Below are 25,690 nucleotides of genomic sequence, written 5' to 3' on the forward strand. Positions count from 1 at the left end.
GAAATGATCGCGCCTATTGCACGTCCAGCACCAGAAGCTGTGCACCATCGGCCACCTGATCGCCAACCGCATACAGCACTTCAGACACCGTGCCTGCTGCCGGTGCGCCGATCGTGTGCTCCATTTTCATCGCTTCCATCACGATTAGCGGCGTGCCTTTCTCCACCACCGCGCCCGGCTCGACCAGGACCGCGATGACCTTGCCGGGCATCGGCGCGGTCAAGCGGCCTTCGCCATGTTCGGCGTCCGCGGCATGTGCGAGCAGGTTCTGCCACTCGAAGGCCAGCGCGTGACCGAGGCAGAACACATGGAACCTATCGCCGTCGATGAACACACGGCCCGTGGCGCGCGCATCGCCTATCGTCGCGCGGTACTCATGCAAGCCCGCGCCGCTGGACCATGAGAAAGCTTCGCGCACGCCGTCGTGTTCAAGCGTTTGCGTCGCGCCGTCGCGTGCAAAAGCGACGGTGAACGGGCTGCCGGTTTCCCCGCTGCTTTCGATAGCGAGCCAGCCCAGCGTTTGTGTGAAGCCACTGTTCAGGCGCCAGTGCGATAGCGCGTCCCACGGCGACGCGCCGTGCGCGGTGCCGCCCTCGCGCGTGAGCAGAGCGGCGCACGCGAGCGCGAGCGCTTCCTTGAACGGCTTCTTTACAGGCGCGAACAACGCCTCGTGATGCCGCTCGATCAGGCCCGTATCGAGGTCCCCCGTTGCGAACGGCTCGCTCTCGACAATGCGTTGCAGGAACTCGACGTTGGTGTGCGGACCGACCACCTCACACGCGTGCAGCGCACGGCTCATTCGCGCGAGCGCTTCCTCTCGCGTCGCGCCGTGTACGATCAGCTTCGCGATCATCGGATCGTAGAACGGCGTGATCGTGTCGCCCTCGCGCACGCCGCTGTCGATGCGCACGGGCGCCTTGCGGCTTTCGCCCGCGCCGGCATGGATCGTGAATTCCACGCCTTCAGGCATGCGCAAATGCTTGAGCGTGCCGGTCGAAGGCAGAAACCCGCGCGCCGGATGTTCGGCGTAAATGCGCGCCTCGATTGCGTGGCCGTCAATCTTCAACTGGTCCTGCGTGAGCGGCAGCGGTTGGCCGGCGGCGACGCGCAGTTGCCATTCCACCAGGTCCTGACCCGTGATCATTTCCGTCACCGGGTGCTCGACCTGCAAGCGGGTGTTCATCTCCATGAAATAGAAGTCGCCCGTGGCCGTCATGATGAATTCAACGGTACCGGCACCCACGTAGTTCACGGCGCGCGCGGCGGCCACTGCGGCCTCGCCCATTTCGCGCTTGATTTGCGCGGACAATCCCGGCGCGGGCGCTTCTTCCAGCACCTTCTGATGACGCCGCTGCACCGAGCAGTCGCGGTCAAACAGATAAACCGCGCCGCCGTGACGATCCGCGAAGACCTGCACTTCGACGTGACGCGGCCGCGTCAGATACTTTTCAATCAGCACTCGATCGTTGCCGAAACTGCTTGCCGCCTCGCGCTTGCACGAAGCGAGCGCCGCGAGGAAGTCTTCGCCGCGCTCGACGACACGCATGCCCTTGCCGCCACCGCCCGCACTCGCCTTGAGCAGCACCGGATAGCCGATCGCATCCGCTTCGCGATGCAATAGTTCGGGGTTCTGATCATCGCCGTGATAACCGGGAACGAGCGGCACCGCCGCCGCGTGCATCAGTGCCTTTGCCGCGGCTTTCGAGCCCATCGCCGCGATCGCTTCGACCGGCGGTCCAATGAACACAATGCCGGCGGCTTCGCATGCATGCGCGAAGTCTTCGTTCTCCGACAGAAAGCCATAGCCGGGGTGCACGGCCTGTGCGCCGGTTGCGCGCGCCGCCTCGATAATGCGCGCTACGCGCAGATAACTTTCCGCCGCGGTCGCGCCGCCGATATGCACGGCTTCGTCGCAGGCGCTGACGTGCTTTGCATCGGCGTCCGCGTCTGAATAAACGGCCACACTCGCAATGCCGAGCCGCTTGCAGGTCGCCGCGACGCGGCACGCGATCTCGCCCCGGTTTGCAATCAGGATCTTGTTGAACATGAGTTGTCTCGATCTCGGGATATTCTTCTGGTGAAGGCCTGCGGGCGCCTCGGAATGTCAGTAAGCCGCGCTTCAATCACGCCAGGCAGGCGTGCGCTTTTCAAGGAACGACGCGACGCCTTCGCGGCCTTCCGCGCCGGCTCGCGTGCGCGCGATGCGCGCGGCCGTATCTTCGATCAGTGCATCGTTCAACTCGCGGCCCGCCATGTCCTGCACGAGCCGCTTGCAATTGCGCACCGCTTGCGGACCGTTCGCGCACAGCGTTTGCGCGATCTGCTGCACGGTGGCATCCAGTTGCCCGGCGCTGACCGCTTCGCCGACGAACCCGAGGCGCAGCGCCGTCGCGCAGTCGAACTGCTCAGCGGTGATGAAATAACGGCGCGACGCCTGCTCGCCCAACGCGCGAACCACGTAGGGCGCGATAGTCGCCGGAATGAGCCCTAGCCGCGCCTCCGACAGGCAGAAGCGAGCGCTTTCCACCGCCACCACGATGTCGCACGCCGAGATGAGTCCCATGCCGCCCGCATAGGCGTCGCCATTTACACGGGCGATTACCGGCTTGCTGCAACGATAGATGGACGACAGCATGCTCGCGAGCAGCATCGCGTCGGCGCGGTTCTCCTCGTCGGAGTAGGCGGCCATCTTCTTCATCCAGTTCAGATCGGCGCCCGCGCAAAAAGCCTTGCCGTTTGCGGCCAGCACGACCGCGCGCACGTCGTCGCGCGTGTCCAATGCCGTGAAGGCCGATGTCAGTTCGGCGATCATCGTTTCGTTGAACGCGTTGCGCACGTCCGGACGATTCAGCGTAACGGTTGCAACGTGCCCGGCGAATTCGACATTCAGTGTTTCATAGTGCATCGTGGCGGCTCCCATGCGTCGTGCTGCGTCACATCCGGAACACGCCGAAGCGCGTATCTTCGATCGGCGCATTCATCGCAGCCGACAGACCGAGACCGAGCACGTCGCGTGTTTGCGCCGGGTCGATGACGCCGTCGTCCCAAAGACGCGCGCTCGCATAGTACGGATGGCCCCGATGCTCGTATTGCTCGCGAATCGGCTGTTTGAAGGCCTCTTCTTCGTCGGCGCTCCATGAGCCGCCTCTGCCTTCGATACCGTCGCGCCTGACCGTAGCCAGGACCGACGCCGCCTGTTCGCCGCCCATTACCGAAATGCGAGCGTTCGGCCACATCCACAGAAAACGCGGCGAGAACGCGCGACCGCACATGCCGTAATTGCCCGCGCCGAAAGAGCCGCCGATGATCACCGTGAACTTCGGCACTTTCGCCGTGGCCACTGCCGTTACCATCTTTGCGCCGTTACGTGCGATGCCTTCGTTCTCGTACTTGCGGCCCACCATGAAGCCTGTGATGTTCTGCAGAAATACGAGCGGGATCTTGCGCTGGCAGCACAGTTCGATAAAGTGCGTGCCCTTCAGCGCGGACTCGGAAAACAGAATGCCGTTGTTTGCAATGATGCCGACCGGATGGCCCCAGATATGCGCGAAGCCGCACACAAGCGTGGTGCCGTAACGTGCCTTGAATTCGTCGAATGCAGAGTCGTCGACAATGCGCGCGATCACCTCGCGGATATCGAACGGCTTTCTCGTATCCACGGGAATCACGCCGTACATGCTTTTCACGTCGTAGCGCGGCGGCTTCGGCTCCTGCAACATGAGCGCCACGTGCTTCGTGCGGTTCAGATTGCCGACGATGCTGCGCGCAATCGCCAATGCATGTGCGTCGTTTTGCGCGAGATGATCGACCACGCCGGACAGACGCGTATGCACGTCGCCGCCGCCGAGGTCTTCCGCGCTGACCACTTCGCCGGTTGCGGCTTTCACGAGCGGCGGACCGCCGAGAAAGATGGTCCCCTGGTTCTTCACGATGATCGATTCATCGCTCATGGCCGGGACATAGGCGCCGCCTGCGGTGCATGAGCCCATTACCACCGCAATCTGCGGAATACCCGCTGCAGACAGATTTGCCTGGTTGTAGAAGATGCGGCCAAAGTGGTCGCGGTCGGGAAACACGTCGTCCTGATTCGGCAGATTCGCGCCGCCCGAGTCGACGAGATACACGCACGGCAAGTGGTTTTCCGCCGCGATTTCCTGCGCACGCACGTGCTTCTTGACCGTGACCGGATAGTACGTGCCGCCTTTGACCGTCGCATCGTTGCAGACGATCACGCACTCGTGGCCCGCAATCCGTCCGATACCGGTGATCACGCCGGCGCCCGGCGCGTCGTCGTTATACATGCCGTAAGCTGCGAGTTGCGAGAACTCCAGAAACGGGGTGCCCGGATCGAGCAGCTTTTCGATGCGCTCGCGCGGCAGCAATTTGCCGCGCCCTGTGTGCTTTTCGCGTGCTGCCTGCCCGCCGCCCAGCGCGAGCTGTTCGACCTTCGCACGAAGATCGGCGACCAGCGCCTCGAGCGCCGCCGCGTTCGCGCGGAAGTCGTCGGAGCGCGGGTTCAGCTTGGATTCGATGATCGGCATTGCGTGGCTTCTCCTGTGTCGATCGGAGAATCGGAGTCGGCGCTTTAGCGCTTACTGCGATCTCATGCCGCTTGTTTGGAAGTTGGCGCGTGAACGCTTACGCAGTCTCGGCAAACAGCTCGCGGCCAATCAGCATGCGGCGGATTTCGCTCGTGCCCGCGCCGATTTCATACAGCTTCGCGTCGCGCCACAAACGCCCGACCGGATACTCGTTGATATAGCCGTTGCCGCCGAGAATCTGGATCGCTTCGCCCGCCATCCATGTCGCTTTTTCGGCCGTGTAGAGGATCACGCCCGCGCAATCCTTGCGGACCTGGCGCACGTGCGCGGTGCCGAGCGTGTCCAGTTGACGGCCAACCGCGTAGAGATACGCGCGGCACGCCTGCAGCGTGGTGTAGAGATCGGCAACCTTGCCCTGAATCAGCTGGAATTCGCCGATCGATTGACCGAACTGCTTGCGGTCGTGAATGTACGGCACGACCGCATCCATCACCGCAACCATGATGCCCGTGGGGCCGCCCGCGAGCACCGCACGCTCGTAGTCGAGGCCGCTCATGAGTACTTTCACTCCGCCGTTCAATTGTCCGAGAATGTTTTCCTCGGGCACTTCCACGTCCTGAAAGACGAGCTCGCCCGTGTGCGAGCCGCGCATGCCGAGCTTGTCGAGCTTTTGCGCAACCGAGAAACCCTTCATGCCTTTTTCAACGATAAACGCGGTAATGCCACGCGAATTCGCTTCGACATCGGTCTTCGCGTAGACGACCAGCGTATCGCAGTCCGGACCGTTGGTAATCCACATTTTCGTGCCGTTCAGCACATAGCGGTCGCCCTTCCTGTCGGCGCGCAGCTTCATGCTGACCACGTCCGAACCCGCATTGGGCTCGCTCATTGCAAGCGCGCCGACGTGTTCGCCCGACACGAGTTTCGGCAAGTACTTCTGCTTTTGCGCCTCAGTGCCGTTGCGATGAATCTGGTTCACGCACAGATTCGAATGCGCGCCGTATGAAAGACCGACCGAAGCGGACGCGCGCGAGATCTCCTCCATTGCGACCATGTGCGCGGTGTAACCCATGTTGGCACCGCCATATTCCTCCGAGACCGTCATGCCGAGCACGCCGACATCGCCGAATTTGCGCCACAGGTCCATCGGGAACTGGTCCGTGCGATCGATCTCAGCCGCGCGCGGCGCGATTTCTTTCGCAGCGAATCCCGCGATGCTGTCACGCAGCATTTCGATTTCTTCGCCGAGCGGGAATTGCAATCCGGGCAGGTTGCTCATTGCGGTGTCTCCAGAGTTCATTGGCGGCCGGACAACGATGCCGGCGAATCCGATCGCGGCCAGGCGGACGGCGGCCGCCTGCTGGGCCGCGTCTCTCGCCATACCTGAGGCGCGCGACGTTCAAGACGCATTTCACGCTAGATTTACGTAAGCGTCAATAGGTATTTCTGAGTCTCACTCAGAAACCCATCGGATCGGTTCATGGCCGCTGATGCTGTGATAGCATGGGCTCAATGTGGCGTTTTTAGCCGAACCCTTCCAGTAAATTGACTTCGACTCATATGACGGTTGCTCTCAAGACCGAATTGCCCGCATCGCGCCGCCAGCCGGCCGGGCGCAAGTCGCAGCAGCGGGTCAAAGAGATTCTTCAGGCGGGCCGCGACGTGTTCTCCGAGAAGGGCTACGAACGCGCCACGACCGCCGAGATCGCCCAACGCCTGGGCGTTTCCGAGGCGACCGTCTTCAGCTACTTTCGCGGCAAGCGCGAGTTGTGCGCGCGCGTTATCGGCGACTGGTACGACGAGATCATCGACGCAATCGAATCCGGACTGCCGCGCGACGGCACGGTGCGCCAGCAGTTCGCGTTTATCGTGCGGACGCATTTGCGGCTGATGCTCGTGAACGGCACCGACCTCTGCGCGCTGGTGTTGTCGGAAGGACGCGCGCGTCATCATGAGTTGAGCGAGGCGCTGACCGAGTTGCAGCGCCGCTATACCGCGCCGCTAATGCGCGTTCTGGCTCAAGGCCAGGAAAGCGGCCAGATTCGCGCGGACATACCTTTGCGCCTGTTGCGCTCCATGGTGTTCGGGCCAATGGAACATGTGTTGTGGGACGCGACGCTCGCGAACCGGCACACCGACATCGAAGCAACCGCGGATCAGTTGATAGACGTACTGTGGGCCGCGTTGACACCGCCCGATCTCGCGGTGAATGCATTGCAACAGTTCAGGGCGGAAGTGGCGGAAGCAAACCGTCGTTTCGAGGAAGCCACGCGTGAGGCCGCTGCGCGCAACGCCGATCCGGCAAGCGGCGAATAGCGTCTGGCGTTTCGGTTTCTGTTTCCCCTACTATTCGTAGTTCTCGCGAGTTCTGTCTGGTGGCGAAAAAGACGCTAATCTACCGGTCTCACGGTAGATAAAGCGCAGCCAAAAGGAGAACACCAGGTGGCAGATCTCAAGCCCGCGAAAGCCGCAAAATCTTCAACGAGCGCAAAGACTACGAAAGCTGCGAAGGCCGGCAACGTCAGGATCGGCATAGGAGGCTGGACCTATGCGCCGTGGCGCGGCACGTTCTACCCTGAAGATCTCACGCAAAGCCGCGAACTCGAGTACGCGAGCCGGCATCTCAGTTCAATCGAAATCAACGGCACCTTTTACGGTTTGCAAAAGCCGGCGAGCTATGAAAAGTGGTACCAGGAAACGCCAGACGACTTCGTTTTTTCGCTGAAGGCGCCGCGCTACTCGACCAACCGCAAAGTACTCGCGGAGGCCGGCGAAACCATCGAACGTTTCTTCGCAAGCGGCGTGCTGCTTCTCAAACAGAAGCTCGGGCCCATCAACTGGCAGTTCGCGCCGACCAAGAAGTTCGACAGCGAAGATTTCGAGGCCTTCCTTAAACTGCTGCCGGCGAGCATCGAAGGCATAAAGCTTAGGCATGCAATCGAAGTGCGCAACGACAGCTTCAAGACACCGGAATTCATCGCGCTTGCGCGTAAATACAAGGTCGCAGTCGTGCTGGCCGGCGACAGCGAGTACCCGCAAATCGCGGATATCACCGCGCCGTTCGTCTACGCCCGCATCATGGGTACAACCGATAAACAGGCGAAGGGCTACGCGACCAAAACCCTCGACGCATGGGTCGAACGTGCTCGGCAACTGGCTGCGGGCACGACGCCCGCCGATCTGGAAACGTGCGCCGAGCCGCCCGCAAAAGCGGTTCCACGCGATGTTTATCTCTACGTGATCAGCGGCTTCAAGGAACGCAATCCGGCCGCTGCAATGGCGTTGATCGAGCGGCTTTGAGCGGCGCCGTTTCGGCGGCGGCATGCGAGTGTCATAATCCCGGCAGCGAACCACACGCGACGACACTACATTCAAGGCCGCGAGGCCACCTCACATTGAAAGTCCGGGAGAATACCTTGAGCGCCATCGACAATCCTCTGCACGACCGGGAAGTCGGCTCGGCCGACGCCACGCAGGACACTACGCGCATCGACGACGTTCGCATCGGCGCGGTCCGTCCGCTGATTTCCCCTGCGCTGTTGCAGGACGAATTGCCCGTGCCCGCCACCGTGCAATCGCTCGTGGAAAAGACACGCGCGGAAATCGCCGACGTCCTGCACGAACGCGACGACCGGCTGGTGATGATCGTCGGGCCCTGCTCGATCCACGACCATGACCAGGCGATCGAATACGCACACAAGCTGAAGGCTGCGGCCGATGCGTACAAAGACGACCTGCTGATCGTGATGCGCGTGTACTTCGAAAAGCCGCGCACTACGGTGGGCTGGAAAGGCTATATCAACGATCCGCGCCTGGACGGCAGCTTCCGTATCAACGAAGGCCTGCGTCGCGCGCGGCAATTGCTGCTCGACATCAACGGCCTGGGCTTGCCTACCGCCACCGAATTCCTCGATCTGCTCAGTCCGCAATACATTGCCGATCTGATCGCGTGGGGCGCAATCGGTGCACGTACAACGGAAAGCCAGAGTCATCGTCAACTGGCTTCGGGGCTCAGTTGTCCGATTGGTTTCAAGAACGGCACAGACGGCGGCGTACAGATTGCCGCTGACGCCATCGTGGCCGCTCGCGCCAGCCACGCGTTCATGGGCATGACCAAGATGGGCATGGCAGCCATCTTCGAAACGCGCGGCAACGACGACGCCCATGTGATTTTGCGCGGCGGCAAGAAAGGACCGAACTACGACAGCGCGTCGGTCGCCGCGAGCTGTGCCGCACTCAAGTCAGCGGGTCTGCGCGAACAGGTGATGATCGACTGCTCGCACGCGAATTCGGGCAAATCGCATTTGCGTCAACTGGACGTGGTGCAGGACGTAGCGCAACAACTTTCCGCGCAGGAGCGCCGCATTATCGGCGTCATGCTTGAAAGTCATCTGGAAGAAGGCCGTCAGGATCTGAAGGCAGGAGAGCCGTTGCGTTACGGCGTGTCGATTACAGATGCTTGCGTAAGCTGGGCGCAAACCGAACCGGTGCTCGAGACACTTGCCGACGCGACACGCAAGCGCCGCGCGAGCTGATCGAGGACACGCGTGATAACTGCATGCAGCAAGCAGGCACACGCGCCGCGCCATCCGCCGATGGATTCGTCCTACCGGGGCTGGGCAGCGCGTGATTCCTCACACCCGAGGCATCGCTCGCGCCGCGCCATGACAGCGCATTGCGGATGCTCCGGCGTGAAGCGCGTTGCATTACGACGCGTTGACGGCTTCCTTGAACGCCTTGCCTGCGGTGAACTTCACCGTCTTGGCAGCAGCGATCTGGATCTCGGCGCCCGTCGACGGATTGCGGCCCACGCGTGCTGCGCGCGCGCCGGTCGAGAAAGAACCGAAACCGACCAGTTGCACCGTATCGCCACCAACAACGGCTTTGGTCACCGCTTCAACGATAGCGTCGATGGTTTGGCCGGTGGCCGCTTTGCTTTCGCCCGTTGCTGCGGCGACTGCATCAATCAGTTCCTGTTTGTTCATAGCACTTCCCGTATGGTAATCATGGAACCGGCGCTACATCTGTCGCGCCGGGACCGACACACTAACGCATAGGCGCGCTTTCGCGCAAACCCTGCGTGTAAGCCTTGTATCACCCGCCCACAGCCGATTTGACGAATTTGTGCGGCAAAGTGCCCTAAGAATCGCGTGCTTACGTGTATTGCCCGCTTGGCCGGCATCGGTCGCGTATCACAATCCGTTGCAATTTCAGTGCTTTAGCGCGACGCAAAAGGGTCGTGGACAAGTTTTTGCTTTGGCGGAGTACTCCATCGGCTACCGTGATTCGGGCAGCGCCGAGCGGGTTTTGAGTTTGCAATCGGGAGAAAGAAAAAAATGAATTTTCGCCATATAGCAACATGTGCACTCGTCGGCGCGCTCTTATGCACGACCGTCTCAGCCGAAGAAAACAGCTGCGCGACGTTGGCGGGAACGACGAATTCGACTTCGCTCCAGCCGTTCCGGGTGCGCGACGGCGAACCCGTCGACCTGATCAGCGGCGCAAAAACAGTGCACGGCAAGCTGCTTCTATTCGGCGAAAACGGCGTGTTTCGCGCTTACTGGCAAGCGGAAAACGGCGCCGAAAAATATGTGCTGGCGAATGCCGGCGACAATGCAGTGCGCCTCATATCCACTCCTCCGCAAGGTAATCCGGCCGCGCAAGGCGAACCGGGCACCACCCTCGGACCATTGCAAGTACTGTCCTGTCCCAAGCTTTGAAGGCCGCCTCAAGGTCAAAGTTACCCACAAGGAGCCCGAAGCGCCTGCCGCCTAAGGTCGCGCAGGTCTTAATTACCGGACCACGGTGAATGCTGGACGACGCATCAAATGCATCCAGCGCACTCTCGCGCACTCAAGGTCTGATCAGTATGTGCCGATATACCAGGCTGCGTATGCGGCGCAAACGTTAAGGGACAGGAATGGTTGGACTAGCCACTTTGAGGCAGGCATTTTCCGGGGCGGACACAGACCCCGATCTCGTGCGTTCGCAGCTCCAGGCGGTCGGCCGCCAGATTCCGCTTCTTTACTTCATCCTGTTCGTCAATACGCTGGCAGTCACGGTCACGCACGTGCATAGTGCGCCGGCACGGCTTTCGATCTACGCGCCGGGCGCGCTGTGCACGTTGTGCGTCGTGCGATGCATACGGTGGTGGCGCGCGCGGCATCGCGTGCTGACGCATGAAAAAGCCGTGCCCGAGGTACGCAAGCTCGTCTGGCTCTCGAGCTCATTCGGCATTGCCTTTACCACCTGGTCGCTGTTGCTGCTGCCGTACGGCACTGCGTACGAGCAGGCGCAGGTTGCGTTCTACATGGCGACTACCGTGGTCGGCTGCGTGTTCTGCCTGATGCACTTGCGCGTGGCCGCCCTGCTGCTTCTGTCCATAGTGATCCTAAGTTTTTCGACGTTTCTCGTCTTCACGGGATCGCCGGTGTTCATCGCGATGGCGATCGATATGACGCTCGTCGGACTTGCACTCGCTTTTATCATCGAGCTGTATCACCGGACATTCTCCGGCGTCGTATATGCGCAGCGCGAATTGCAGGCGAGTCAGGAGAAAACTCAAAGGCTCAGCGACGAGAACTTTCGCCTTGCGAGCATCGACAGCCTGACCGACCTGCCCAACCGCCGCAGCTTCTTCGCTTCGCTGCGGGCGTTGTCCGAGCAGGCGCTTGCCACCGGCGACGGCTTCAATGTCGGCCTCATCGATCTGGACGGCTTCAAGCAGGTCAACGACATTTACGGCCACGCAAGCGGCGACCTCGTGTTGCAGGAAGTCGGCTTGCGACTGCTCGCGCTGGCCGAGCCCGGCATCTTCTTCGCACGGCTTGGCGGCGACGAATTCGGCGTGCTCGCCCAACACACGCAGTCGAACGAAACGCTATTCGAACTAGGCCAGCGCATTTGCAACTCGCTGAGTCAACCGTATCGTGTGGCAGGCAATATTGCGGAACTGTCGGGCACGATCGGCTGGGCCGCGTTCCCGGATGCGGGCAAAACCGTTACCCAGGTATTCGAGCGCGCGGACGCGGCGCTTTATGTCGGCAAGGAAAGCCGACGCGGCACGGCTGTGATCTTCTCGACCGAGCACGAAACACGTATCCGGCGTTCGAGCCTGGTTACGCAGGAGCTGCGTCACGCCGAACTGGAGTCGGAACTCTTTCTGGAGTTTCAGCCGATTTCCGATGTCGTCACGATGCGAACCATCGGTCTCGAAGCACTGGGGCGGTGGCACAACCCAAGACTCGGCGCGGTCAAGCCGGAAGAGTTCATCCGGATCGCGGAACGAACCGAGATCATTCTGCGCATCACCGAGGTGCTGCTACACAAGGCGCTCGCCGAGGTGCCGCACTGGCCGAGCGAGCTCTATCTGTCGTTCAATCTCTCTGCAATCGACATTTCGACGTCCGCACGAGCGCGCCGCCTGATCGACATTGTCGCGGCAAGCGGCGTGCCGCCACATCGCGTGTCGTTCGAGATCACCGAAACTGCGCTCACTCGCGATTTCGAGCAAGCGCGCTCGGCCCTCACGATGATCAAGCAGGCCGGTTGCCGCGTTTCTCTCGACGACTTCGGCACCGGCTATTCGAGCCTGAGTTACGTGCACCGTCTGCCCTTCGATTCGATCAAGATCGACCGTAGTTTCATGACCGACGTGGATTCGAACAGCGCGTCAAAGAAGATCGTCAAATCGGTGCTCGACCTGTGCAAGAACCTCGGACTCGAATGCGTGGTTGAAGGACTCGAAACGTCGTCACAGGCGGAAGTAGTCAAGGCACTGGGCGCTCGCGCAGTGCAAGGCTACCTGTTCAGCCGGCCCATGCGTTCGGGCGCGGTCTCGGGCTATTTGCAGGCAGCACAGGAGCAACGCCGCGTGGAAGACGGGGCCGCATAATCGCAACGGTCCCCAAAGGACGCCGCGCGACGCGGCGCAACCAGAGCTAACGCAGCGCGGTGTTGTACTCGAGTTTCGGGTACCAGTCGCTGCCCCGACCGCCGGGCGTCATGTCGAGCACGGTCCAAAGAGGCATCACGTCGGGTGCGCCTCGCGGGTCCTGCCCGGGGTCGGCCGTCCACGGACCCATCTCCGCTGCCCAGAAGTGCCGTACCGTACCGCCGGACCGCGTGAATACGTTGAACGCGGGAACGTCGTCGCCATCCGGATCTTCGCCCGCATAGTCGCGATTGAATGTATTGCCTGCCGACGAATACAACCGCAAATGACGCCAGCCTCGCTCTTTCGCGAAGGCGACGAGCTTCTCTATCGGCGAGCGGCCGATCACCGCGAACGCGACACGTTGCAACATGTCGGGCATTTCGCCGTCGTAGGCGCTCACAAGCGACGTACACATCGGGCAAGGCCGCTCGCGCCCGGGACCGAACATCCAGTTATACGTGACGAGCGTATCGTGCCTGCCGAACATGTCGGAAAGCGTAACGGCGCCGCTCTCCCCTTCGAAACGATAGTCTTCCGGTACGATGCCGCCCGGCGGCAACGAGCGACGCTGCGCGGCAACACGTTCGATATGACGGCGCAGTTCTATTTCTTCGGCGAGCAGATCGTTGCGCGCGCGGCGATATTCCGCGCTTTCGCCAGGAAAGCGCCGCGGCGAGTCCGCCAGTTCGCGGGCCGGCTTGAGGGCCGGTGCTGCTTCGTTCAATTCGGTCATGTGCGATCTCCCTGTCGAGGAAAAGGACCAATGGGGAGCGTGCGTTCAGCGCCCCCATCCATATACACGACGATCGAAGCCACGGCGAATCGACAGCCAGCGAGAACATTTCCACATTGCATTTTCCGAACCGCCTTTGCGCGGGCCTTTGCGCACTGCAAAGCAAACCGTACAGGTTGTGACCGGCGCGACGCGGTATGCTGTCGCGAAACAGCAGCCACGTGGCCCTGCCCGCGCTGCGCCGCCAGGGGAGATGCAAAACATGCCGCTTCGTCTACCGCCTTTGCCAGCGCTTCGCTTTTTTGAAGCGGCCGGCAGGCATCAAAGTTTCAAGCTCGCCGCCGCGGAACTGAATGTCACGCCGAGTGCGGTCAGTCACGGGATCGTCGGTCTGGAGCAAACGCTAGGCGTTGAACTCTTCGTGCGCGAGCCTCGCGGCATTTCGCTCACTGCCAGCGGCGCGGACTATCTGTCATACGTTTCAGAAGCGTTTTCGCTGATTGCTATCGGCACGCAGCGTCTGCCGAACTATCGCGCGAACCGCCCCATCGCGCTGAGTTGCGCCCCGACCTTTGCGTCCCGCTGGTTGCTGCCGCGCCTGCAGAATTTCAGGGCGCGCTGGCCACACGTGAATGTGACGGTCGATACATCGCACCGCCAGGTCGGCTTCCCGGTGGACGGATTCGATTTCGCGGTCCGCATGAGCCGCGCGCCCGTCGCAGGCACGGCGTGGACCCGGCTCTTTGGAGAGCAACTCGTCCCTGTATGCAGCCCCGCGTATCTGGAGTCGCTTCGCGACGTGCACGGCACGCCGCTGTTGGGCAAGGCCACGTTGATTCACGTGAACGCCGCGAGCGAAGACTGGCAGACGTGGCTCGAAACCACCGGCATGGAAGGCGTCGATCCCAGCGACGGCTTGCATGTCGACACGATCCAGCTCGCCTTTGAGGCTGCAAGCATGGGGCTCGGCGTTGCGCTCGGCCGCAGGCCGTTGGTGGATCGCGACCTCGTAAGCGGCGCGCTCGTCGAGGCGGCGTCCAGTACGATCGCTTCGTCCACCGCCTACTGGCTCGTCAGCGCGGAGGACGCGCAACGTCGGCCGGAGCTACTCGACTTCAGGCAATGGATGCTCGCAGAGGCCGGGCGGTCTTCGTGCGACTTAAGCGTTAGCGCGCCCACTCAATCGCACAGGTGAACGGCGCTCACCCGTCGTCAAAAACTTTTCTTTTGCTGCTTGCGACGCTCGCTGCGACCATTGTGTCGAAGGAGATCAGAGCCATGTCGACCGCCAACAGCAAACACATCGCGCCCGCGTTCAATCACACGACACTCGTCATTCTCGCCGCCGCGCTCATTCTCAGCGCGGCAATGGGGATCCGGCAGACGTTCGGGCTATTCATAGGGCCGTTTTCTTTCGATCGAGGTTTGCCCGTCACGCTGATCGCGTTCGCAATTGCGCTGCACAATCTCGTGTGGGGCTTCGCGCAACCGTTCGCGGGCGCGGCAGCGGACCGCTATGGTTCCGCGCCGGTGGTCGCATTCGGCGCGACGACTTTCGCGGCGGGCCTCGGCCTTGCGGCCGTCGCGCCGAGCGGGCCGATGTTGATCGTCGGCATGGGCTTGCTGGTGGGCATTGGCGTAAGTTGCACCACATTCGGCGTCGTGTTGCCGGCGGTCGGCCGGGTGGCATCGGCGGAAAAACGCAGCATGGCGATGGGCCTGGTCAGCGCAGGAGGGTCCGCCGGGCAGGTACTGATGGTCCCGCTCGTTCAGGGGATCAGGCTCAACGCGGGCATTGCCACATCGCTATTCGTACTGGCTTTCCTGATGCTGATGGTGGCTCCGCTGGGCATCGTACTGGACCGGCGTGCACGAACCGGGGCACCGCTTTCTGAACCGCCGCTCGCGCCGCTACGCAGCGTGCTTGCTCAAGCCGCACAGCATCGCGGATACCGGTTGCTCACACTCGGGTTCTTTACCTGTGGATTTCAGCTCGCGTTCATCGCCACGCATTTGCCCGGCTATCTGTCGCTATGCCACATGCCCCTCGGACTCGGCGCGACCGCCCTTGCGTTGATCGGCTTGTTCAACATGATCGGCAGTTGGGCTTGCGGCTGGTTAGGCGGCCGGTTCCGGCAGCATTACGTGCTTGGCTGGCTCTACCTGATTCGCAGCGTGACGATCGGCGCATTCTTTCTGCTACCGAAAAGTGCGCTGACCGTAGTCGTGTTTGCGGCCGTCATGGGCCTCACCTGGCTCGGCACCGTTCCGCTGACGAGCGGCCTCGTTGCGAAAGTATTCGGTACACGGCATCTTGGGAGCCTGTTCGGCCTCTGCTTTCTGAGCCATCAGATCGGATCGTTCCTCGGCGCGTGGCTGGGCGGCGTGGTCTTCGACCTGACAGGCTCGTACTCGCTGCTGTGGCAAGCGACCGTAGCAAGCGGTCTTGTCGCCGCACTGCTGCACTTTCCGATCGACGACACCGCGCTGCACACGCCCGCACTGCGTTCAGAACCGGCGAGCGCATGAGCACCGCATAATCAGTTAGCGGTCTATTTCTGCGGTGAATTCTGCGGTGACTCGGAAGCGGCTTTCGGCACGCGCCCCATCAGATAGAACTCGTCGTTGGGGCGCATTGAAATGACATTGGCCATGCGGTTCGACAAGCCGAAAAACGCTGTAATCGCGGCAATGTCCCAGATGTCTTCGTCGGTGAATCCATGTTCTCGCAACGTCTGGAAGTCCGCATCGTCGACGCTACCCGATTCGCGGCACACCTTCAACGCAAAGTCGAGCATGGCTTTCTGCCGCGCGGTAATGTCCGCCTTGCGGTGGTTCACGGCAACCTGATCCGCGAGCAGCGGCGCCTTTTCGTAAATGCGCAGAATCGCGCCGTGTGCAACCACACAATAGAGGCAATCGTTCACCGCGCTGGTGGCGACCACGATCATCTCGCGTTCGCCTTTGGTGAGACCGCCCTCTTTCAGCATCAATGCATCGTGATACGCAAAGAACGCACGAAACTCATCGGGCCGATGCGCAAGCGTCAGAAATACATTGGGCACGAACCCGGCTTTTTGCTGCACTTCGAGAATGCGTGCGCTGATGTCGTCGGGCCATTCGCTCGGATCGGGCACCGGGTAGCGGCTGATTGGCTGAAGATTGGCCATGCTATGTCTCCGTTATAGTGCTTTATGTCATGACGATTGTAGCGCTCGCGCGCATTAGCATGGGCGCAGCGCGAGGAGCCCGTTTCGCATAACCGCGCCCACGCTCTTCCAGAAGTAGCTGCAATCCGGTATTTTCCATCGATTCATATTCGATGAGCGCGCGGATTCATGGACCGTCTTGAAGCAATGTCGATTCTGGTAGCCGCGGCTGAGACCGGCAGTTTCTCCGCGGCGAGCCGCAAGCTGCGTATGCCGCTGCCCACCGTCAGCCGCAAAGTCGCTGAGCTGGAGGCGCATCTGAACGCGCGTCTCCTTGTACGCTCCACGCGCAAGCTCACACTGACCGAAGCGGGCGTCGCCTACCTCGCCGCGTGCAAGCAGATTCTCGAGCAGGTCAGCGAAGCAGAAAGCGCCGCAGCGGGCGAGTACAGCACGCCGCGCGGCGAACTCGTCGTGACGGCGCCCATCGTATTCGGGCGGCTGCATATGCTGCCCATCGTCAGTGATTTTCTCGCGACGTTTGCGGAGATAACAGTGCGGCTCGTGCTCGCCGACCGCAACCTGCATCTGCTGGACGACCATATCGACGTTGCGCTGCGCATCGGCAAGCTTCCCGACAGCAGCATGGTCGCTACACAGGTCGGCACGGTGACCCGCGTGGCTTGCGCGAGTCCGCACTACCTCGCGCAGGCGGGCGAGCCTGAAACACCCGCCGATCTGATGCGCTTTTCGTGCGTGAATTTCGATTCGCTGCCTTCGAGCGACGTGTGGAACTTCGCCACGAGCAGCGGCCCGCACGAAGCCGTTCCGATTCACGCGCGGCTCTCGGTGAATACAGCGGAGGCGGCCATCGACGCCGCCATGGCGGGTGTCGGTGTGACCAACGTGCTGTCGTATCAGGCGGCGCGAGCCGTCGACGAAGGCAAGCTGAAACTGGTGCTGCGCAGCTTCGAACCGGAACCCATACCCGTGAGCATCATGCATGCGGGGCAAGGAAAATTGCCGCTGAAAACGCGCAGTTTCATTGATTTCGCGGTGCCGCGTTTGCGCGCGGCTTTGGCGCGAGACAGAGACATGCTGAGCGCGAAAGCCATACCGCGCAGCAGGCAGAAACGCGCATCGCGAACCTGATCAGCGCTCGGCTTCAGGTTCGAAAGCAACGCATCGATCGCGTAGACTTCACTTCACAACGCGGACCACGACGAACCTTCCCGCTGTTGCCAAGGAGCCGCCATGTCAAACGTTTTGCACGACGCACAGCAAACCGTCGTCAGGGTTCGCCCGGACGAGGCGATCACGACAAGCCAGCGCTTGCCGTATTTTGTCGGCATTTCGCGAGGCACGGCTGGGGCAACGGGTTTGTCGATGTACATGGTCATCGTGCCGCCCGGCGGCCATGCGGAACCGCATTGTCACGCCGACTATGAAACGGCGATTTACATGCTCGAAGGACGAGTCGAAACCCGCTATGGTCCGGGTTTGCGCGAGTCGGTCATTACCGAAGCCGGCGATTTCCTTTTTGTTCCTCCGGGCATGCCGCATCAGCCGTTCAATCTTGACGACACAGTCGCAGCAAGAGCGATAGTCGCCCGCAATCAGCCGGACGAGCACGAACGCGTCGTGCCGTATGACCCTGCCGGAGACGCAGAGCGCGCGCCGCTTCTACCAGACGCATGACCGCGTGGCATCGGAGCCATGCAATGCGCGACGGGCCACACGCCGGCCCCATTGCGAAGGGTCGCGCGGAAATGCCGCGATATCGCGAAGCGAACGCCTGCGGTGCGGACTTACTGGCTCGCGGCCGATGCACCGCCCATGGGTGCCGCCGTGCCGCTGCTCATGGCCGCCGGCCCGCCTGTGCCCGCGGTTCCGGCCGTATCGTTCGAGCCCGAGCGCTTGCACCCCACGGTGCCGCCTGCCAGCGCCGCGATCAACACGGCGGTCATTACCTTTCTCAGCACTGGTTCCATCATCCTCTCCTCACGAGTCGGGCGCGTCGTACGTTTCATCGTCGGCAAAAAGCGCAACCACTTTGATGAAATGTGCGGGCGTCGGTCACTGCAAGCGCGAACGCAAAAGAACCTGACCACGATCCGCATGCGAACGCGACACGGTGATAAAACGCGACCGTTTGCTGCCCTGGTACAACTTGCAATCACATGTAAAAACGGGCAGCGTTCAAGTGCCATGCGCGTCGCCGCATCCATTGGTTTCACCGCACGACTGCCCGCGCATGCTCGCACGGGCCGTCACATTGCTTAGGAGTTCGCAGTTCAGGGAAGAGACGGCCACGCATATCAGTCACACATGCATGACTTGCGCCCGTTGTGAGAAGTTGAAGACGCTGTTTCAGGACGCCCGAAACGCATTCCTCAACAGGATCGGCATTCACGCATAGCGCGCGAGGAACATATCGGCCGTTGAGTCCGCGATTGCCTGCTGTTCGGCACTGTCAAGCGGCGGCTGTCCCATTGTCACCTGCGGCCAGAAAGCGAATGCCTTCACGAGACCCTGCAGTTGATGCGCGGCAAACACGGGATCGGGAATCCGCAGACGTTTGTCGGCGGCTGCCGCGCGGATCCACACAGTCAGGTCTTCCTCGCGCTCGCCGAGGCGCGCCACCATATCGCGCGCGCGTTCCGGAGAATGGATGCCGGCGGCAATAGCCACGCGCGCCAGCGCCACGAAGGCCTCGTCGTTCATCAGCCTGAGCTTGCGCATCAACAGTTCGATCAACTGCTCGCGCAGAGGCGCTGCCGCCCGATAAGCGAACGCCTCACCCGAGTGGCTCGCGTCCCACAACTGCCGCAATATCTCCGCGAAGAGTGCTTCCTTGCTGGGGAAATGGTTGTAGACGGTCCGCTTCGAGACGTTTGCGCGCGCGGCGATGCGATCCATGCTGGTCGCGTCGAAGCCGGCCGCGAGGAATTCTTCGATAGCCGCGGAAACCACGGCGACGCGCTTGCGGTCGGTCAGGCGTTGATGAGTGAGGCTCGGGTCCATCCGGAAATTTTACACCGAGTGGTTTACTTTTCGAGATTATAAATTACACTACCCAGTCTACTTTCCACGTCAGGACGTCACACATGACAGCGCTCATCGATTCGATCGGCCGTGTACTCGGTTTCACCGCTGCGAAGCGCGGGCGCGAGCTTTCCGGGTTGTCGCCGCAGCACGACGGCGAGCGCTTTCGCAACGTCAAGCCGCGTCCCGTCGAAGGATTCGGCAAAACCGTGCGCATTGCGTGGAATGTGCTGCTGAACAAGCCGCAGGGGACCGTTCCGGCCGGCGCACTGCCTGTCGACACGTTGACGCGAGAGCAACTCGATGCAGCGCCCGACCGCAGCCTGTACCGGCTCGGTCATTCAACGGTGCTGCTGAAGCTGCGCGGACGATTCTGGCTGACCGATCCGGTGTTCGCCGAACGTGCATCGCCGTTCCAGCGTCTCGGCCCGAAGCGTTTTCATGCGCCGCCCATCGCACTTGCCGATTTGCCGCCGCTTGCCGGCGTGATTCTTTCGCACGATCACTACGATCACCTGGATCGGGAAACGGTGCGCGCGCTGGCCGCTACGACGAAGGTGTTCGTCACGCCGCTCGGCGTGGGCGACCGGCTGATCGACTGGGGCATTGACGCGAGCAAGGTGCGCCAGCTCGACTGGTGGCAAAGCGTTGAAATTGACGGCATCGCATTCACGGCGACGGCGGCCCAGCACTTCTCGGGACGCAGCCTGTTCGACGGCAACAGCACGCTGTGGGCGTCGTGGGTCATCGTCGACGAAGATCTGCGCGTGTTTTTCAGCGGCGACACCGGCTACTTCGACGGCTTCAGGACCATCGGCGAACGCCTCGGCCCCTTCAACGTGACGCTCGTCGAAACGGGCGCGTACGACGCGCAATGGCCTTACGTCCACATGCAGCCCGAAGACACCGTACAGGCGCATATCGACCTGCGCGGCCAGTTGCTTGTGCCGATTCATAACGGCACATTCGATCTGGCGATGCACAAATGGTACGAGCCATTCGAACGGGTGCTCGGGCTTGCCGCCGCGCGTGGCATCGCACTTTCCACGCCGCGCATGGGCCAGCGGTTAGATCTCGCCGCGCCGCATCGAGGCGAGCGTTGGTGGCGCAATGTCGTTGAGCCGGTTAAGGCGCCGCAGCCATCGCAGGGCTTTCTCGCGCGTTCATTCGCACGCCTGTTCTCATGCAACCGCGCGGGCCGGGCAAACTCGTGAGGCAGCGTACGGAGGTTCATTCAACGGACTTCCGCAGCCTTTTCAGAAGGTATGCTGGATGCCCACGCCATACGTGCTACCGGAAGGATTGGCCGTTAGCTTGTCGTACGAATACACCGTGTACACGTAGGTGCGTTTAGAAAGAATATATTCGTAGGCGAGACTTCCCGTGTTGCGCACATCGCTGCGGTCTCTCGGCGCGCTGTGTTTGGTGCGCGCCCACTCGGCGAGAATCACGTTGGACGGCGTGAGCGGAACGGAAACACCCAGTTCATAAGTATGCGAGCCGGTTTCCACGTTGTTGTTGCTGGTCATTTGCGCGGCGCCGTAGACCTTCACGAACTTCGCGTCGTACGCGGCGCCGGCGAGATAAAGATACTGTCCCGTTGACGGCGCGACCGCCGCCGTCCGCACGCGCTGCGCAGAAAACACCGCCGTCAGCGGTCCATTCGCATACGTCAAATGCAGGCCGACGTTGTCGCGCCCCTGGTGGCCCGTCGTGCTGCTTACGCTATAAATCGCCGTGCCCGTCAGTCCACCGTAATTCGGCGATACGTACTCGATTGCGTTTTGCCAGACGGTGTCGCCGATCACCGTATTGTTGTAGCTCGCCGTATACGACTGCACGATCAAGGGCGAGAAGACCACGGAAGAGCCGAACGGGTTGACGAATTGCTGGTTGATGTACGTTGGGTTCGTTTGCTCGCCGAACTTGAACGTACCGTATGCGCCGGTGAGTCCAACGTAGGCGTTGCGCGAAAAGAGCCCGTCGGTCGTATTGCGTCCCATCTGCCCGGTGTTCGGCCGGAAAAAACTTTCGAGGCTGAAGATCACCGCGTTACCGCCGCCTATATCTTCACGGCCGCGGATGCCCCAGAACGATGTGGTCATTCCGCCACCGCCCATTTGCACCGTGCTTGCGCGTGCCGTGCTGACTTTCGCGCTGTCGATATACATGCCGATCAAGCCGTACATCTGAACCGACGAAGTCGATAACGACGCAGCGCCCGCTGCGGCTTGCGAAGAATCGGCGTTCGCTGTGCCGCTCACTAACGCGAGCAGCGCCGATGCAATGCATGTTGCTTTAAAGCGTGCCCGTGGCACATGCCGTTTGTTGTTGTGCACATGGATTATGTCTCCAGACCAGTTTGTATTTTTTGAGCGCAAGCTGCCCCTGTTGCGTGCGCGTAGGCGCACGCAACCAGAACGATCTCTATTGTTTTGCAGCGGCTAGGTGGTCAAAGCATGCGGTCAATCCGCCCGTCGACGCGACATGCCTGCATTCAGCTTCGAACGGTCGAGTTCGTGCTCCCACGCGGACACGACGAGCGTCGCAACGCCGTTGCCGATCGTGTTCGCAATCGCGAGACCTGTACCCATGAAACGGTGAATGCCGAGAATCAGCACCATGCCGGGCACTGGAATCAGCGGGAAAACCAGCAGCGTGGAAGTGAGCATCACGAACGCGGCACCGGCCACACCACTTGCCCCTTTCGACGTCAGCATCGCTACGCCCACGAGCGTCAACTGTTGCGTCAGGCTGAGTTCGATGTTGAACGCCTGGGCAATGAAAAGCACCGCCATGGTCAGGTAGATGTTCGTGCCGTCGAGATTGAACGAATAGCCCGCCGGAATCACGAGTCCAACGACCGACTTCGAGCAGCCGAGGCGCTCGAGTTTTTCGAGCATCTGCGGAAGCGCGGCCTCAGAAGAACTCGTGCCCAGCACGATCAGAATCTCTTCGCGGATATAGCTCATGAAGCGAAAGATGCTGAAACCGAGCAGCCGCGAAATTGCACCCAGCACCACGATCACAAATACGGCGAGCGTCGCATAGAACGCGCCGATCAGCTTCAGCAGCGGCACAACCGCGCCGATTCCGTAGGTGCCGATCGTGAACGCAATGGAGCCGAATGCGCCGATTGCCGCCACCTTCATGATGATGTGAACGATGCCGAAAAACGTATGGGCAAAGTAATCGATCATTGCAATCAGCGGGCGCCCGCGCTCTCCGGTCGCTGCGAGCGCCGCGCCGAACAGCACTGAGATCAGCAGGATCTGCAGCACGTTGCCCGACGCGAAGGCGCCCGTGACGGTGTCGGGAATGATGTGCATCAGAAACTCGACTGTATTCTGCTGATGTGCAGCAGTCGTGTAACCGGCCAGAGCTTTTGTGTCGATGGTGGCCGGATCCAGATTAAAACCGCTGCCCGGGTGAAAGATGTGCCCTGCTACCAGACCTATCACGAGCGAGAGCGTCGACACGATCTCGAAGTACAGCAACGCCTTGCCGCCGACTCGCCCAACCTTCTTCATGTCGCCCATTCCGGCAATGCCGGTCACCACCGTACAGAAGATGATCGGGCCAATGACCATCTTGATGAGCTTGATGAATGCGTCGCCGAGCGGCTTCATCTTCACGGCGAGCGACGGCGCGAAATGCCCGAGCAGCACGCCGATAATGATCGCGGCAAACACGTGGAAATACAGCGTTCTGTAAAACGGCTTCTTCGCGCCCGGCGCGGACGAGGTCATGACGGCACTCTCGCTCATGAAGCGGCTCCGAATCGGCAAACCCGGGAATCAGTTCTAGTCATCTTCGTCTCCATCGAAATTGATGAGCGGAAAGTCGATAAATGTCGCTCCCCGCATGCCTGCCATCTCACGCGGCAGTTCAGGACATGATTGCGGCTGCAACTACACGTCGAAGCCGTAAAGCCGCGCGGGATTCGTCACCAGCAGTTTTTCACGCAATGCCTCGTCCGGGCAGAAGCGTAATAGCAGATCGACCAGTTCGCCGTCGTTCGGCATGTCCTTGCTGATGTTCGGATGAGGCCAGTCCGTGCCCCACAGCACACGGTCCGGCGCGGCTTCGATCAGCGTCTGGGCGAACGGAATCGCATCGTCGAAAGGCCGGCGGCCTGCAGACACACGCTCCGAACCGCAGACCTTGACCCATGCGAGCGGATTGCGCATCAGTTCGAGCAGTTGCCGGAACGGCTGTTGATCGAGGCCTGCTTCGGCGCGCACGCGGCCCATGTGGTCGATCACGAACGGCACCTTGATACGCTCGATCCGCTCGGCGTACTGCAGGATATCCTGCGCATCCAGATGCAGCACGACATGCCAGCCCAGCCGCTCGATCCGCTGCAGTACCCGGTCGAACACGTCGAGATCCGGCGCGCCGCCAAGATGCGCGACGAAGTTGAAGCGCACGCCCCGCACGCCGCGTGCGTCGAGGTCGGCGAGTTGTGCGTCGGTCACATCGCCGTCGACTATCGCGACACCGCGATAACGGCCGTTGCCACGCGCTATCGCATCGAGCATCGCGGTGTTGTCGGTGCCGTGACAGCTCGCCTGCACGATCACACCGCGGCTCAGGCCGAGAAAATCGTGCAACGCGACCAATTGATCGAAAGGCGCGTCGGGCGGCGTGTAGCTGCGATCGGGCGCATACGGAAAAACTTCGGCGGGACCGAACACATGGCAATGCGCGTCGCAGGCGTTGGCGGGCAATTGCTGTGCGGGCCGGACAGGATGGGGATCGGGCGGCAAACAGGATTTCATGGGAGCGTCGTCTCTATCTGGGTGGCCGCGCGGCGCGGCTCTCTATGGAAGCTGGCAGGTAACCTGGCAAATGAGCTGGCAAGTGAGCTGGCAAATGAGCTGGCAGATAAGCTGCCAAATGAGCTGCCAGGTAAGCTGAAGTAAGCCGATTGTCGCGGGGAGCGTCGCTCGATACAATCGCTATACCAAACTAGCTGATATGTGAATTTCACATACCTCCCGCCATGGACCTCAAGCAGCTGGAAGCGTTTGTGCATGTGGCCGAACTCGGCAGCTTTACCCGCGCCGCGATTACGCTCGACACCAACCAGCCTGCGCTGAGCAGGCTCGTGCGACAACTCGAAGTGGAATTGCGCCATACGCTGCTCGAGCGAAATGGCCGCGGCGTCGCGCTCACGCCCGCAGGTCAGCGAATGCTCGCTCATTCGAAAGGGATCCTCTCGCAGGTCCAGCGCGCGTCGCAAGATCTGGACGAGTTGCGCGGTACCGTCGGCGGGCATTTTTGCATTGGCATTACGCCGAGCTTCGCGAAAGTGGCGACCAACGAACTGGTGCGCAGCTTTCGTACGTCGTTTCCCGGCGCGACCATTTCCGTTGCAGAAGGTCTGTCGACCTATCTGATCGAATGGCTGATGATGGGTCGTGTCGATGTGGCAGTTCTTTACGACACGTTCGATACACCGCTGATCGACAAACGCACCGTATTCACCGAAGAACTCTTTCTGATCGGTGCTGATAACAGCGAAGCGCAAGCCGAATCCGCACGCGAGCCAGTGGATGCAATCGCGTTGCGCGATATTCCGCGTTATCCGCTGGTGATTCCCGGGCGCATGCACGCAATCCGGCGCATGCTCGAATCAGTCGCTGCCGAGCAAGGGGTAAGGCTCAACATTGAGCTGGAGGTAGATGCGGTGTCGTCGATTCTCGATCTGGTCAGCGAAGGCATCGGCTACGCAGTGCTGCCGCTCAACGCAACCGTGAGCGACGCGCTCAAACGGCGCTTTAGCGTCACACGGATTACCGAGCCGACATTATTCAGCCGCCTTGCTATTGCGACGAGCAGTAAGCATACGTTGTCGCAACTGGCGGTTCAGGCGATTGCAATGCTCGAAGAGCGGGCATTGCCCCTCTACAGTACGGTGCGCAGCAGGTAAGAAAAGAGGACGTCTTCGCCATAAGGCTTGCAGTACTTTAAATCGCTAATCCGTAATCACCACGGCAACCGCTTTTGCGTGGGTCAATTCGAATGTACTGAGCCGGCCCGCGCGAACGTCGAGTACCAGGCGCTCGAGAAACTCCACTTCACGTTCGCGTTGCACGTCGTCGCTGGTTGCGGCCGCAATCTTGTCGAGGCACATGCGCCGGCGCGCCAGCAGGAAATTCACGGCACTAGTACGCCGCATAAAGAACTGCTCCATCTTCGTGTGATCAGCGCATTGCTTGTTCTGGAAAGCGACCATAGCACGCGCATACGGAGCAAAAGAGCGGCGCAAAGAAGTCGAAAG

24 protein-coding genes are annotated in these 25,690 nt (G+C 61.2%); 11 read left to right on the forward strand and 13 right to left on the reverse strand.

Annotated features, from left to right (window positions below; genetic code table 11):
• Positions 1–13 precede the first annotated feature (13 nt).
• From ACTJLB_RS23755 to ACTJLB_RS23770, 4 genes are all read right to left on the reverse strand, one after another.
• Positions 14–2,047: an acetyl/propionyl/methylcrotonyl-CoA carboxylase subunit alpha gene (locus ACTJLB_RS23755; protein WP_440784645.1), complete on the reverse strand. Its 2,034-nt coding sequence runs from the start codon at positions 2,045–2,047 to the stop codon at positions 14–16.
• Between the two features lie 72 nt (positions 2,048–2,119).
• Positions 2,120–2,905, reverse strand: a complete 786-nt coding sequence (locus ACTJLB_RS23760; RefSeq protein WP_440784646.1) for an enoyl-CoA hydratase/isomerase family protein — start codon at positions 2,903–2,905, stop codon at positions 2,120–2,122.
• Between the two features lie 28 nt (positions 2,906–2,933).
• On the reverse strand, positions 2,934–4,541 hold the full coding sequence (locus ACTJLB_RS23765; RefSeq protein WP_440784647.1) for a carboxyl transferase domain-containing protein: 1,608 nt from the start codon (positions 4,539–4,541) through the stop codon (positions 2,934–2,936).
• Between the two features lie 97 nt (positions 4,542–4,638).
• Positions 4,639–5,820, reverse strand: coding sequence for an isovaleryl-CoA dehydrogenase (locus ACTJLB_RS23770; protein ID WP_440784648.1), 1,182 nt, complete (start codon positions 5,818–5,820; stop codon positions 4,639–4,641).
• 281 nt (positions 5,821–6,101) lie between these two features.
• Between ACTJLB_RS23770 and ACTJLB_RS23775 the strand changes: the two genes are divergently transcribed.
• The 3 genes from ACTJLB_RS23775 (at position 6,102) to ACTJLB_RS23785 (ending at position 9,076) form a co-directional block, all read left to right on the forward strand.
• Complete coding sequence (locus ACTJLB_RS23775; RefSeq protein ID WP_440784650.1) at positions 6,102–6,857, forward strand: TetR/AcrR family transcriptional regulator; 756 nt, start codon at positions 6,102–6,104, stop codon at positions 6,855–6,857.
• Positions 6,858–6,983: 126 nt separating this feature from the next.
• Positions 6,984–7,841, forward strand: coding sequence for a DUF72 domain-containing protein (locus tag ACTJLB_RS23780; RefSeq protein WP_310066443.1), 858 nt, complete (start codon positions 6,984–6,986; stop codon positions 7,839–7,841).
• Positions 7,842–7,957: 116 nt separating this feature from the next.
• The gene (locus ACTJLB_RS23785; RefSeq protein ID WP_027775961.1) at positions 7,958–9,076 is read left to right on the forward strand and encodes a 3-deoxy-7-phosphoheptulonate synthase; all 1,119 of its coding nucleotides are present in this window, start codon (positions 7,958–7,960) and stop codon (positions 9,074–9,076) included.
• Positions 9,077–9,247: 171 nt separating this feature from the next.
• Here ACTJLB_RS23785 and ACTJLB_RS23790 read toward each other — a convergent pair whose 3' ends face one another.
• A complete protein-coding gene (locus ACTJLB_RS23790; protein ID WP_006049832.1) occupies positions 9,248–9,526 on the reverse strand; it encodes an HU family DNA-binding protein in 279 nt (92 codons plus the stop codon).
• A gap of 351 nt (positions 9,527–9,877) precedes the next feature.
• On the opposite strand from ACTJLB_RS23790, the gene ACTJLB_RS23795 reads away from it, so the two are divergent.
• Both ACTJLB_RS23795 and ACTJLB_RS23800 read left to right on the forward strand, forming a co-directional pair.
• A complete protein-coding gene (locus ACTJLB_RS23795; RefSeq protein ID WP_020066377.1) occupies positions 9,878–10,261 on the forward strand; it encodes a hypothetical protein in 384 nt (127 codons plus the stop codon).
• A gap of 200 nt (positions 10,262–10,461) precedes the next feature.
• Positions 10,462–12,435: a putative bifunctional diguanylate cyclase/phosphodiesterase gene (locus ACTJLB_RS23800; protein ID WP_440784655.1), complete on the forward strand. Its 1,974-nt coding sequence runs from the start codon at positions 10,462–10,464 to the stop codon at positions 12,433–12,435.
• A gap of 46 nt (positions 12,436–12,481) precedes the next feature.
• Here ACTJLB_RS23800 and ACTJLB_RS23805 read toward each other — a convergent pair whose 3' ends face one another.
• Positions 12,482–13,210, reverse strand: a complete 729-nt coding sequence (locus ACTJLB_RS23805; protein ID WP_440784657.1) for a DUF899 family protein — start codon at positions 13,208–13,210, stop codon at positions 12,482–12,484.
• A gap of 262 nt (positions 13,211–13,472) precedes the next feature.
• On the opposite strand from ACTJLB_RS23805, the gene ACTJLB_RS23810 reads away from it, so the two are divergent.
• Both ACTJLB_RS23810 and ACTJLB_RS23815 read left to right on the forward strand, forming a co-directional pair.
• Positions 13,473–14,405 carry a LysR substrate-binding domain-containing protein gene (locus ACTJLB_RS23810; protein WP_440784659.1) on the forward strand — a complete coding sequence of 311 codons (933 nt, stop codon included), beginning with the start codon at positions 13,473–13,475 and terminating at the stop codon, positions 14,403–14,405.
• An 83-nt stretch (positions 14,406–14,488) separates the two neighbouring features.
• Complete coding sequence (locus ACTJLB_RS23815) at positions 14,489–15,739, forward strand: MFS transporter (RefSeq protein WP_131320551.1); 1,251 nt, start codon at positions 14,489–14,491, stop codon at positions 15,737–15,739.
• Between the two features lie 23 nt (positions 15,740–15,762).
• Here the strand turns inward: ACTJLB_RS23815 and ACTJLB_RS23820 are convergent, their stop codons facing one another.
• The gene (locus ACTJLB_RS23820; protein ID WP_088173976.1) at positions 15,763–16,380 is read right to left on the reverse strand and encodes a peroxidase-related enzyme; all 618 of its coding nucleotides are present in this window, start codon (positions 16,378–16,380) and stop codon (positions 15,763–15,765) included.
• A gap of 168 nt (positions 16,381–16,548) precedes the next feature.
• Between ACTJLB_RS23820 and ACTJLB_RS23825 the strand changes: the two genes are divergently transcribed.
• On the forward strand, positions 16,549–17,511 hold the full coding sequence (locus ACTJLB_RS23825; RefSeq protein WP_440784660.1) for a LysR family transcriptional regulator: 963 nt from the start codon (positions 16,549–16,551) through the stop codon (positions 17,509–17,511).
• Between the two features lie 102 nt (positions 17,512–17,613).
• Positions 17,614–18,057 (forward strand): cupin domain-containing protein, encoded by a 444-nt coding sequence (locus tag ACTJLB_RS23830; RefSeq protein ID WP_440784661.1) that lies wholly within the window; start codon positions 17,614–17,616, stop codon positions 18,055–18,057.
• Positions 18,058–18,167: 110 nt separating this feature from the next.
• Here the strand turns inward: ACTJLB_RS23830 and ACTJLB_RS23835 are convergent, their stop codons facing one another.
• Both ACTJLB_RS23835 and ACTJLB_RS23840 read right to left on the reverse strand, forming a co-directional pair.
• Complete coding sequence (locus ACTJLB_RS23835) at positions 18,168–18,350, reverse strand: hypothetical protein (protein WP_033379476.1); 183 nt, start codon at positions 18,348–18,350, stop codon at positions 18,168–18,170.
• A 418-nt stretch (positions 18,351–18,768) separates the two neighbouring features.
• Complete coding sequence (locus ACTJLB_RS23840; protein ID WP_440784662.1) at positions 18,769–19,383, reverse strand: TetR/AcrR family transcriptional regulator; 615 nt, start codon at positions 19,381–19,383, stop codon at positions 18,769–18,771.
• Between the two features lie 83 nt (positions 19,384–19,466).
• Here ACTJLB_RS23840 and ACTJLB_RS23845 point away from each other — a divergent pair, with 83 nt between their 5' ends.
• Positions 19,467–20,618 (forward strand): MBL fold metallo-hydrolase, encoded by a 1,152-nt coding sequence (locus tag ACTJLB_RS23845; RefSeq protein ID WP_440784663.1) that lies wholly within the window; start codon positions 19,467–19,469, stop codon positions 20,616–20,618.
• A gap of 42 nt (positions 20,619–20,660) precedes the next feature.
• Here ACTJLB_RS23845 and ACTJLB_RS23850 read toward each other — a convergent pair whose 3' ends face one another.
• From ACTJLB_RS23850 to ACTJLB_RS23860, 3 genes are all read right to left on the reverse strand, one after another.
• On the reverse strand, positions 20,661–21,722 hold the full coding sequence (locus ACTJLB_RS23850) for a porin (protein WP_440784736.1): 1,062 nt from the start codon (positions 21,720–21,722) through the stop codon (positions 20,661–20,663).
• 147 nt (positions 21,723–21,869) lie between these two features.
• Positions 21,870–23,171: a dicarboxylate/amino acid:cation symporter gene (locus tag ACTJLB_RS23855; protein ID WP_440784664.1), complete on the reverse strand. Its 1,302-nt coding sequence runs from the start codon at positions 23,169–23,171 to the stop codon at positions 21,870–21,872.
• Between the two features lie 144 nt (positions 23,172–23,315).
• Positions 23,316–24,185 (reverse strand): amidohydrolase family protein, encoded by an 870-nt coding sequence (locus ACTJLB_RS23860; protein ID WP_088173980.1) that lies wholly within the window; start codon positions 24,183–24,185, stop codon positions 23,316–23,318.
• Positions 24,186–24,409: 224 nt separating this feature from the next.
• Here ACTJLB_RS23860 and ACTJLB_RS23865 point away from each other — a divergent pair, with 224 nt between their 5' ends.
• The gene (locus ACTJLB_RS23865; protein ID WP_408198263.1) at positions 24,410–25,339 is read left to right on the forward strand and encodes a LysR family transcriptional regulator; all 930 of its coding nucleotides are present in this window, start codon (positions 24,410–24,412) and stop codon (positions 25,337–25,339) included.
• 45 nt (positions 25,340–25,384) lie between these two features.
• On the opposite strand, the gene ACTJLB_RS23870 is transcribed toward ACTJLB_RS23865, so the two are convergent.
• Entirely contained in the window at positions 25,385–25,588 is a 204-nt protein-coding gene (locus tag ACTJLB_RS23870) for a hypothetical protein (RefSeq protein ID WP_088174020.1), read from the reverse strand.
• Positions 25,589–25,690 lie beyond the last annotated feature (102 nt).

The sequence above is a fragment of the Paraburkholderia sp. 22098 genome (assembly GCF_052045935.1).
Classification (GTDB): Bacteria; Pseudomonadota; Gammaproteobacteria; order Burkholderiales; family Burkholderiaceae; genus Paraburkholderia; species Paraburkholderia caledonica.

Bases quoted from the DNA above. Each gene is read 5' to 3' on its own strand.
- ACTJLB_RS23755 (WP_440784645.1), bottom strand. From the start codon at position 2,047: ATGTTCAACAAGATCCTGATTGCAAACCGGGGCGAGATCGCGTGCCGC.
- ACTJLB_RS23760 (WP_440784646.1), bottom strand. From the start codon at position 2,905: ATGCACTATGAAACACTGAATGTCGAATTCGCCGGGCACGTTGCAACC.
- ACTJLB_RS23765 (WP_440784647.1), bottom strand. From the start codon at position 4,541: ATGCCGATCATCGAATCCAAGCTGAACCCGCGCTCCGACGACTTCCGC.
- ACTJLB_RS23770 (WP_440784648.1), bottom strand. From the start codon at position 5,820: ATGAGCAACCTGCCCGGATTGCAATTCCCGCTCGGCGAAGAAATCGAA.
- ACTJLB_RS23775 (WP_440784650.1), top strand. From the start codon at position 6,102: ATGACGGTTGCTCTCAAGACCGAATTGCCCGCATCGCGCCGCCAGCCG.
- ACTJLB_RS23790 (WP_006049832.1), bottom strand. From the start codon at position 9,526: ATGAACAAACAGGAACTGATTGATGCAGTCGCCGCAGCAACGGGCGAA.
- ACTJLB_RS23795 (WP_020066377.1), top strand. From the start codon at position 9,878: ATGAATTTTCGCCATATAGCAACATGTGCACTCGTCGGCGCGCTCTTA.
- ACTJLB_RS23800 (WP_440784655.1), top strand. From the start codon at position 10,462: ATGGTTGGACTAGCCACTTTGAGGCAGGCATTTTCCGGGGCGGACACA.
- ACTJLB_RS23805 (WP_440784657.1), bottom strand. From the start codon at position 13,210: ATGACCGAATTGAACGAAGCAGCACCGGCCCTCAAGCCGGCCCGCGAA.
- ACTJLB_RS23810 (WP_440784659.1), top strand. From the start codon at position 13,473: ATGCCGCTTCGTCTACCGCCTTTGCCAGCGCTTCGCTTTTTTGAAGCG.
- ACTJLB_RS23815 (WP_131320551.1), top strand. From the start codon at position 14,489: ATGTCGACCGCCAACAGCAAACACATCGCGCCCGCGTTCAATCACACG.
- ACTJLB_RS23820 (WP_088173976.1), bottom strand. From the start codon at position 16,380: ATGGCCAATCTTCAGCCAATCAGCCGCTACCCGGTGCCCGATCCGAGC.
- ACTJLB_RS23825 (WP_440784660.1), top strand. From the start codon at position 16,549: ATGGACCGTCTTGAAGCAATGTCGATTCTGGTAGCCGCGGCTGAGACC.
- ACTJLB_RS23830 (WP_440784661.1), top strand. From the start codon at position 17,614: ATGTCAAACGTTTTGCACGACGCACAGCAAACCGTCGTCAGGGTTCGC.
- ACTJLB_RS23835 (WP_033379476.1), bottom strand. From the start codon at position 18,350: ATGGAACCAGTGCTGAGAAAGGTAATGACCGCCGTGTTGATCGCGGCG.
- ACTJLB_RS23840 (WP_440784662.1), bottom strand. From the start codon at position 19,383: ATGGACCCGAGCCTCACTCATCAACGCCTGACCGACCGCAAGCGCGTC.
- ACTJLB_RS23845 (WP_440784663.1), top strand. From the start codon at position 19,467: ATGACAGCGCTCATCGATTCGATCGGCCGTGTACTCGGTTTCACCGCT.
- ACTJLB_RS23855 (WP_440784664.1), bottom strand. From the start codon at position 23,171: ATGAGCGAGAGTGCCGTCATGACCTCGTCCGCGCCGGGCGCGAAGAAG.
- ACTJLB_RS23860 (WP_088173980.1), bottom strand. From the start codon at position 24,185: ATGAAATCCTGTTTGCCGCCCGATCCCCATCCTGTCCGGCCCGCACAG.
- ACTJLB_RS23865 (WP_408198263.1), top strand. From the start codon at position 24,410: ATGGACCTCAAGCAGCTGGAAGCGTTTGTGCATGTGGCCGAACTCGGC.
- ACTJLB_RS23870 (WP_088174020.1), bottom strand. From the start codon at position 25,588: ATGCGGCGTACTAGTGCCGTGAATTTCCTGCTGGCGCGCCGGCGCATG.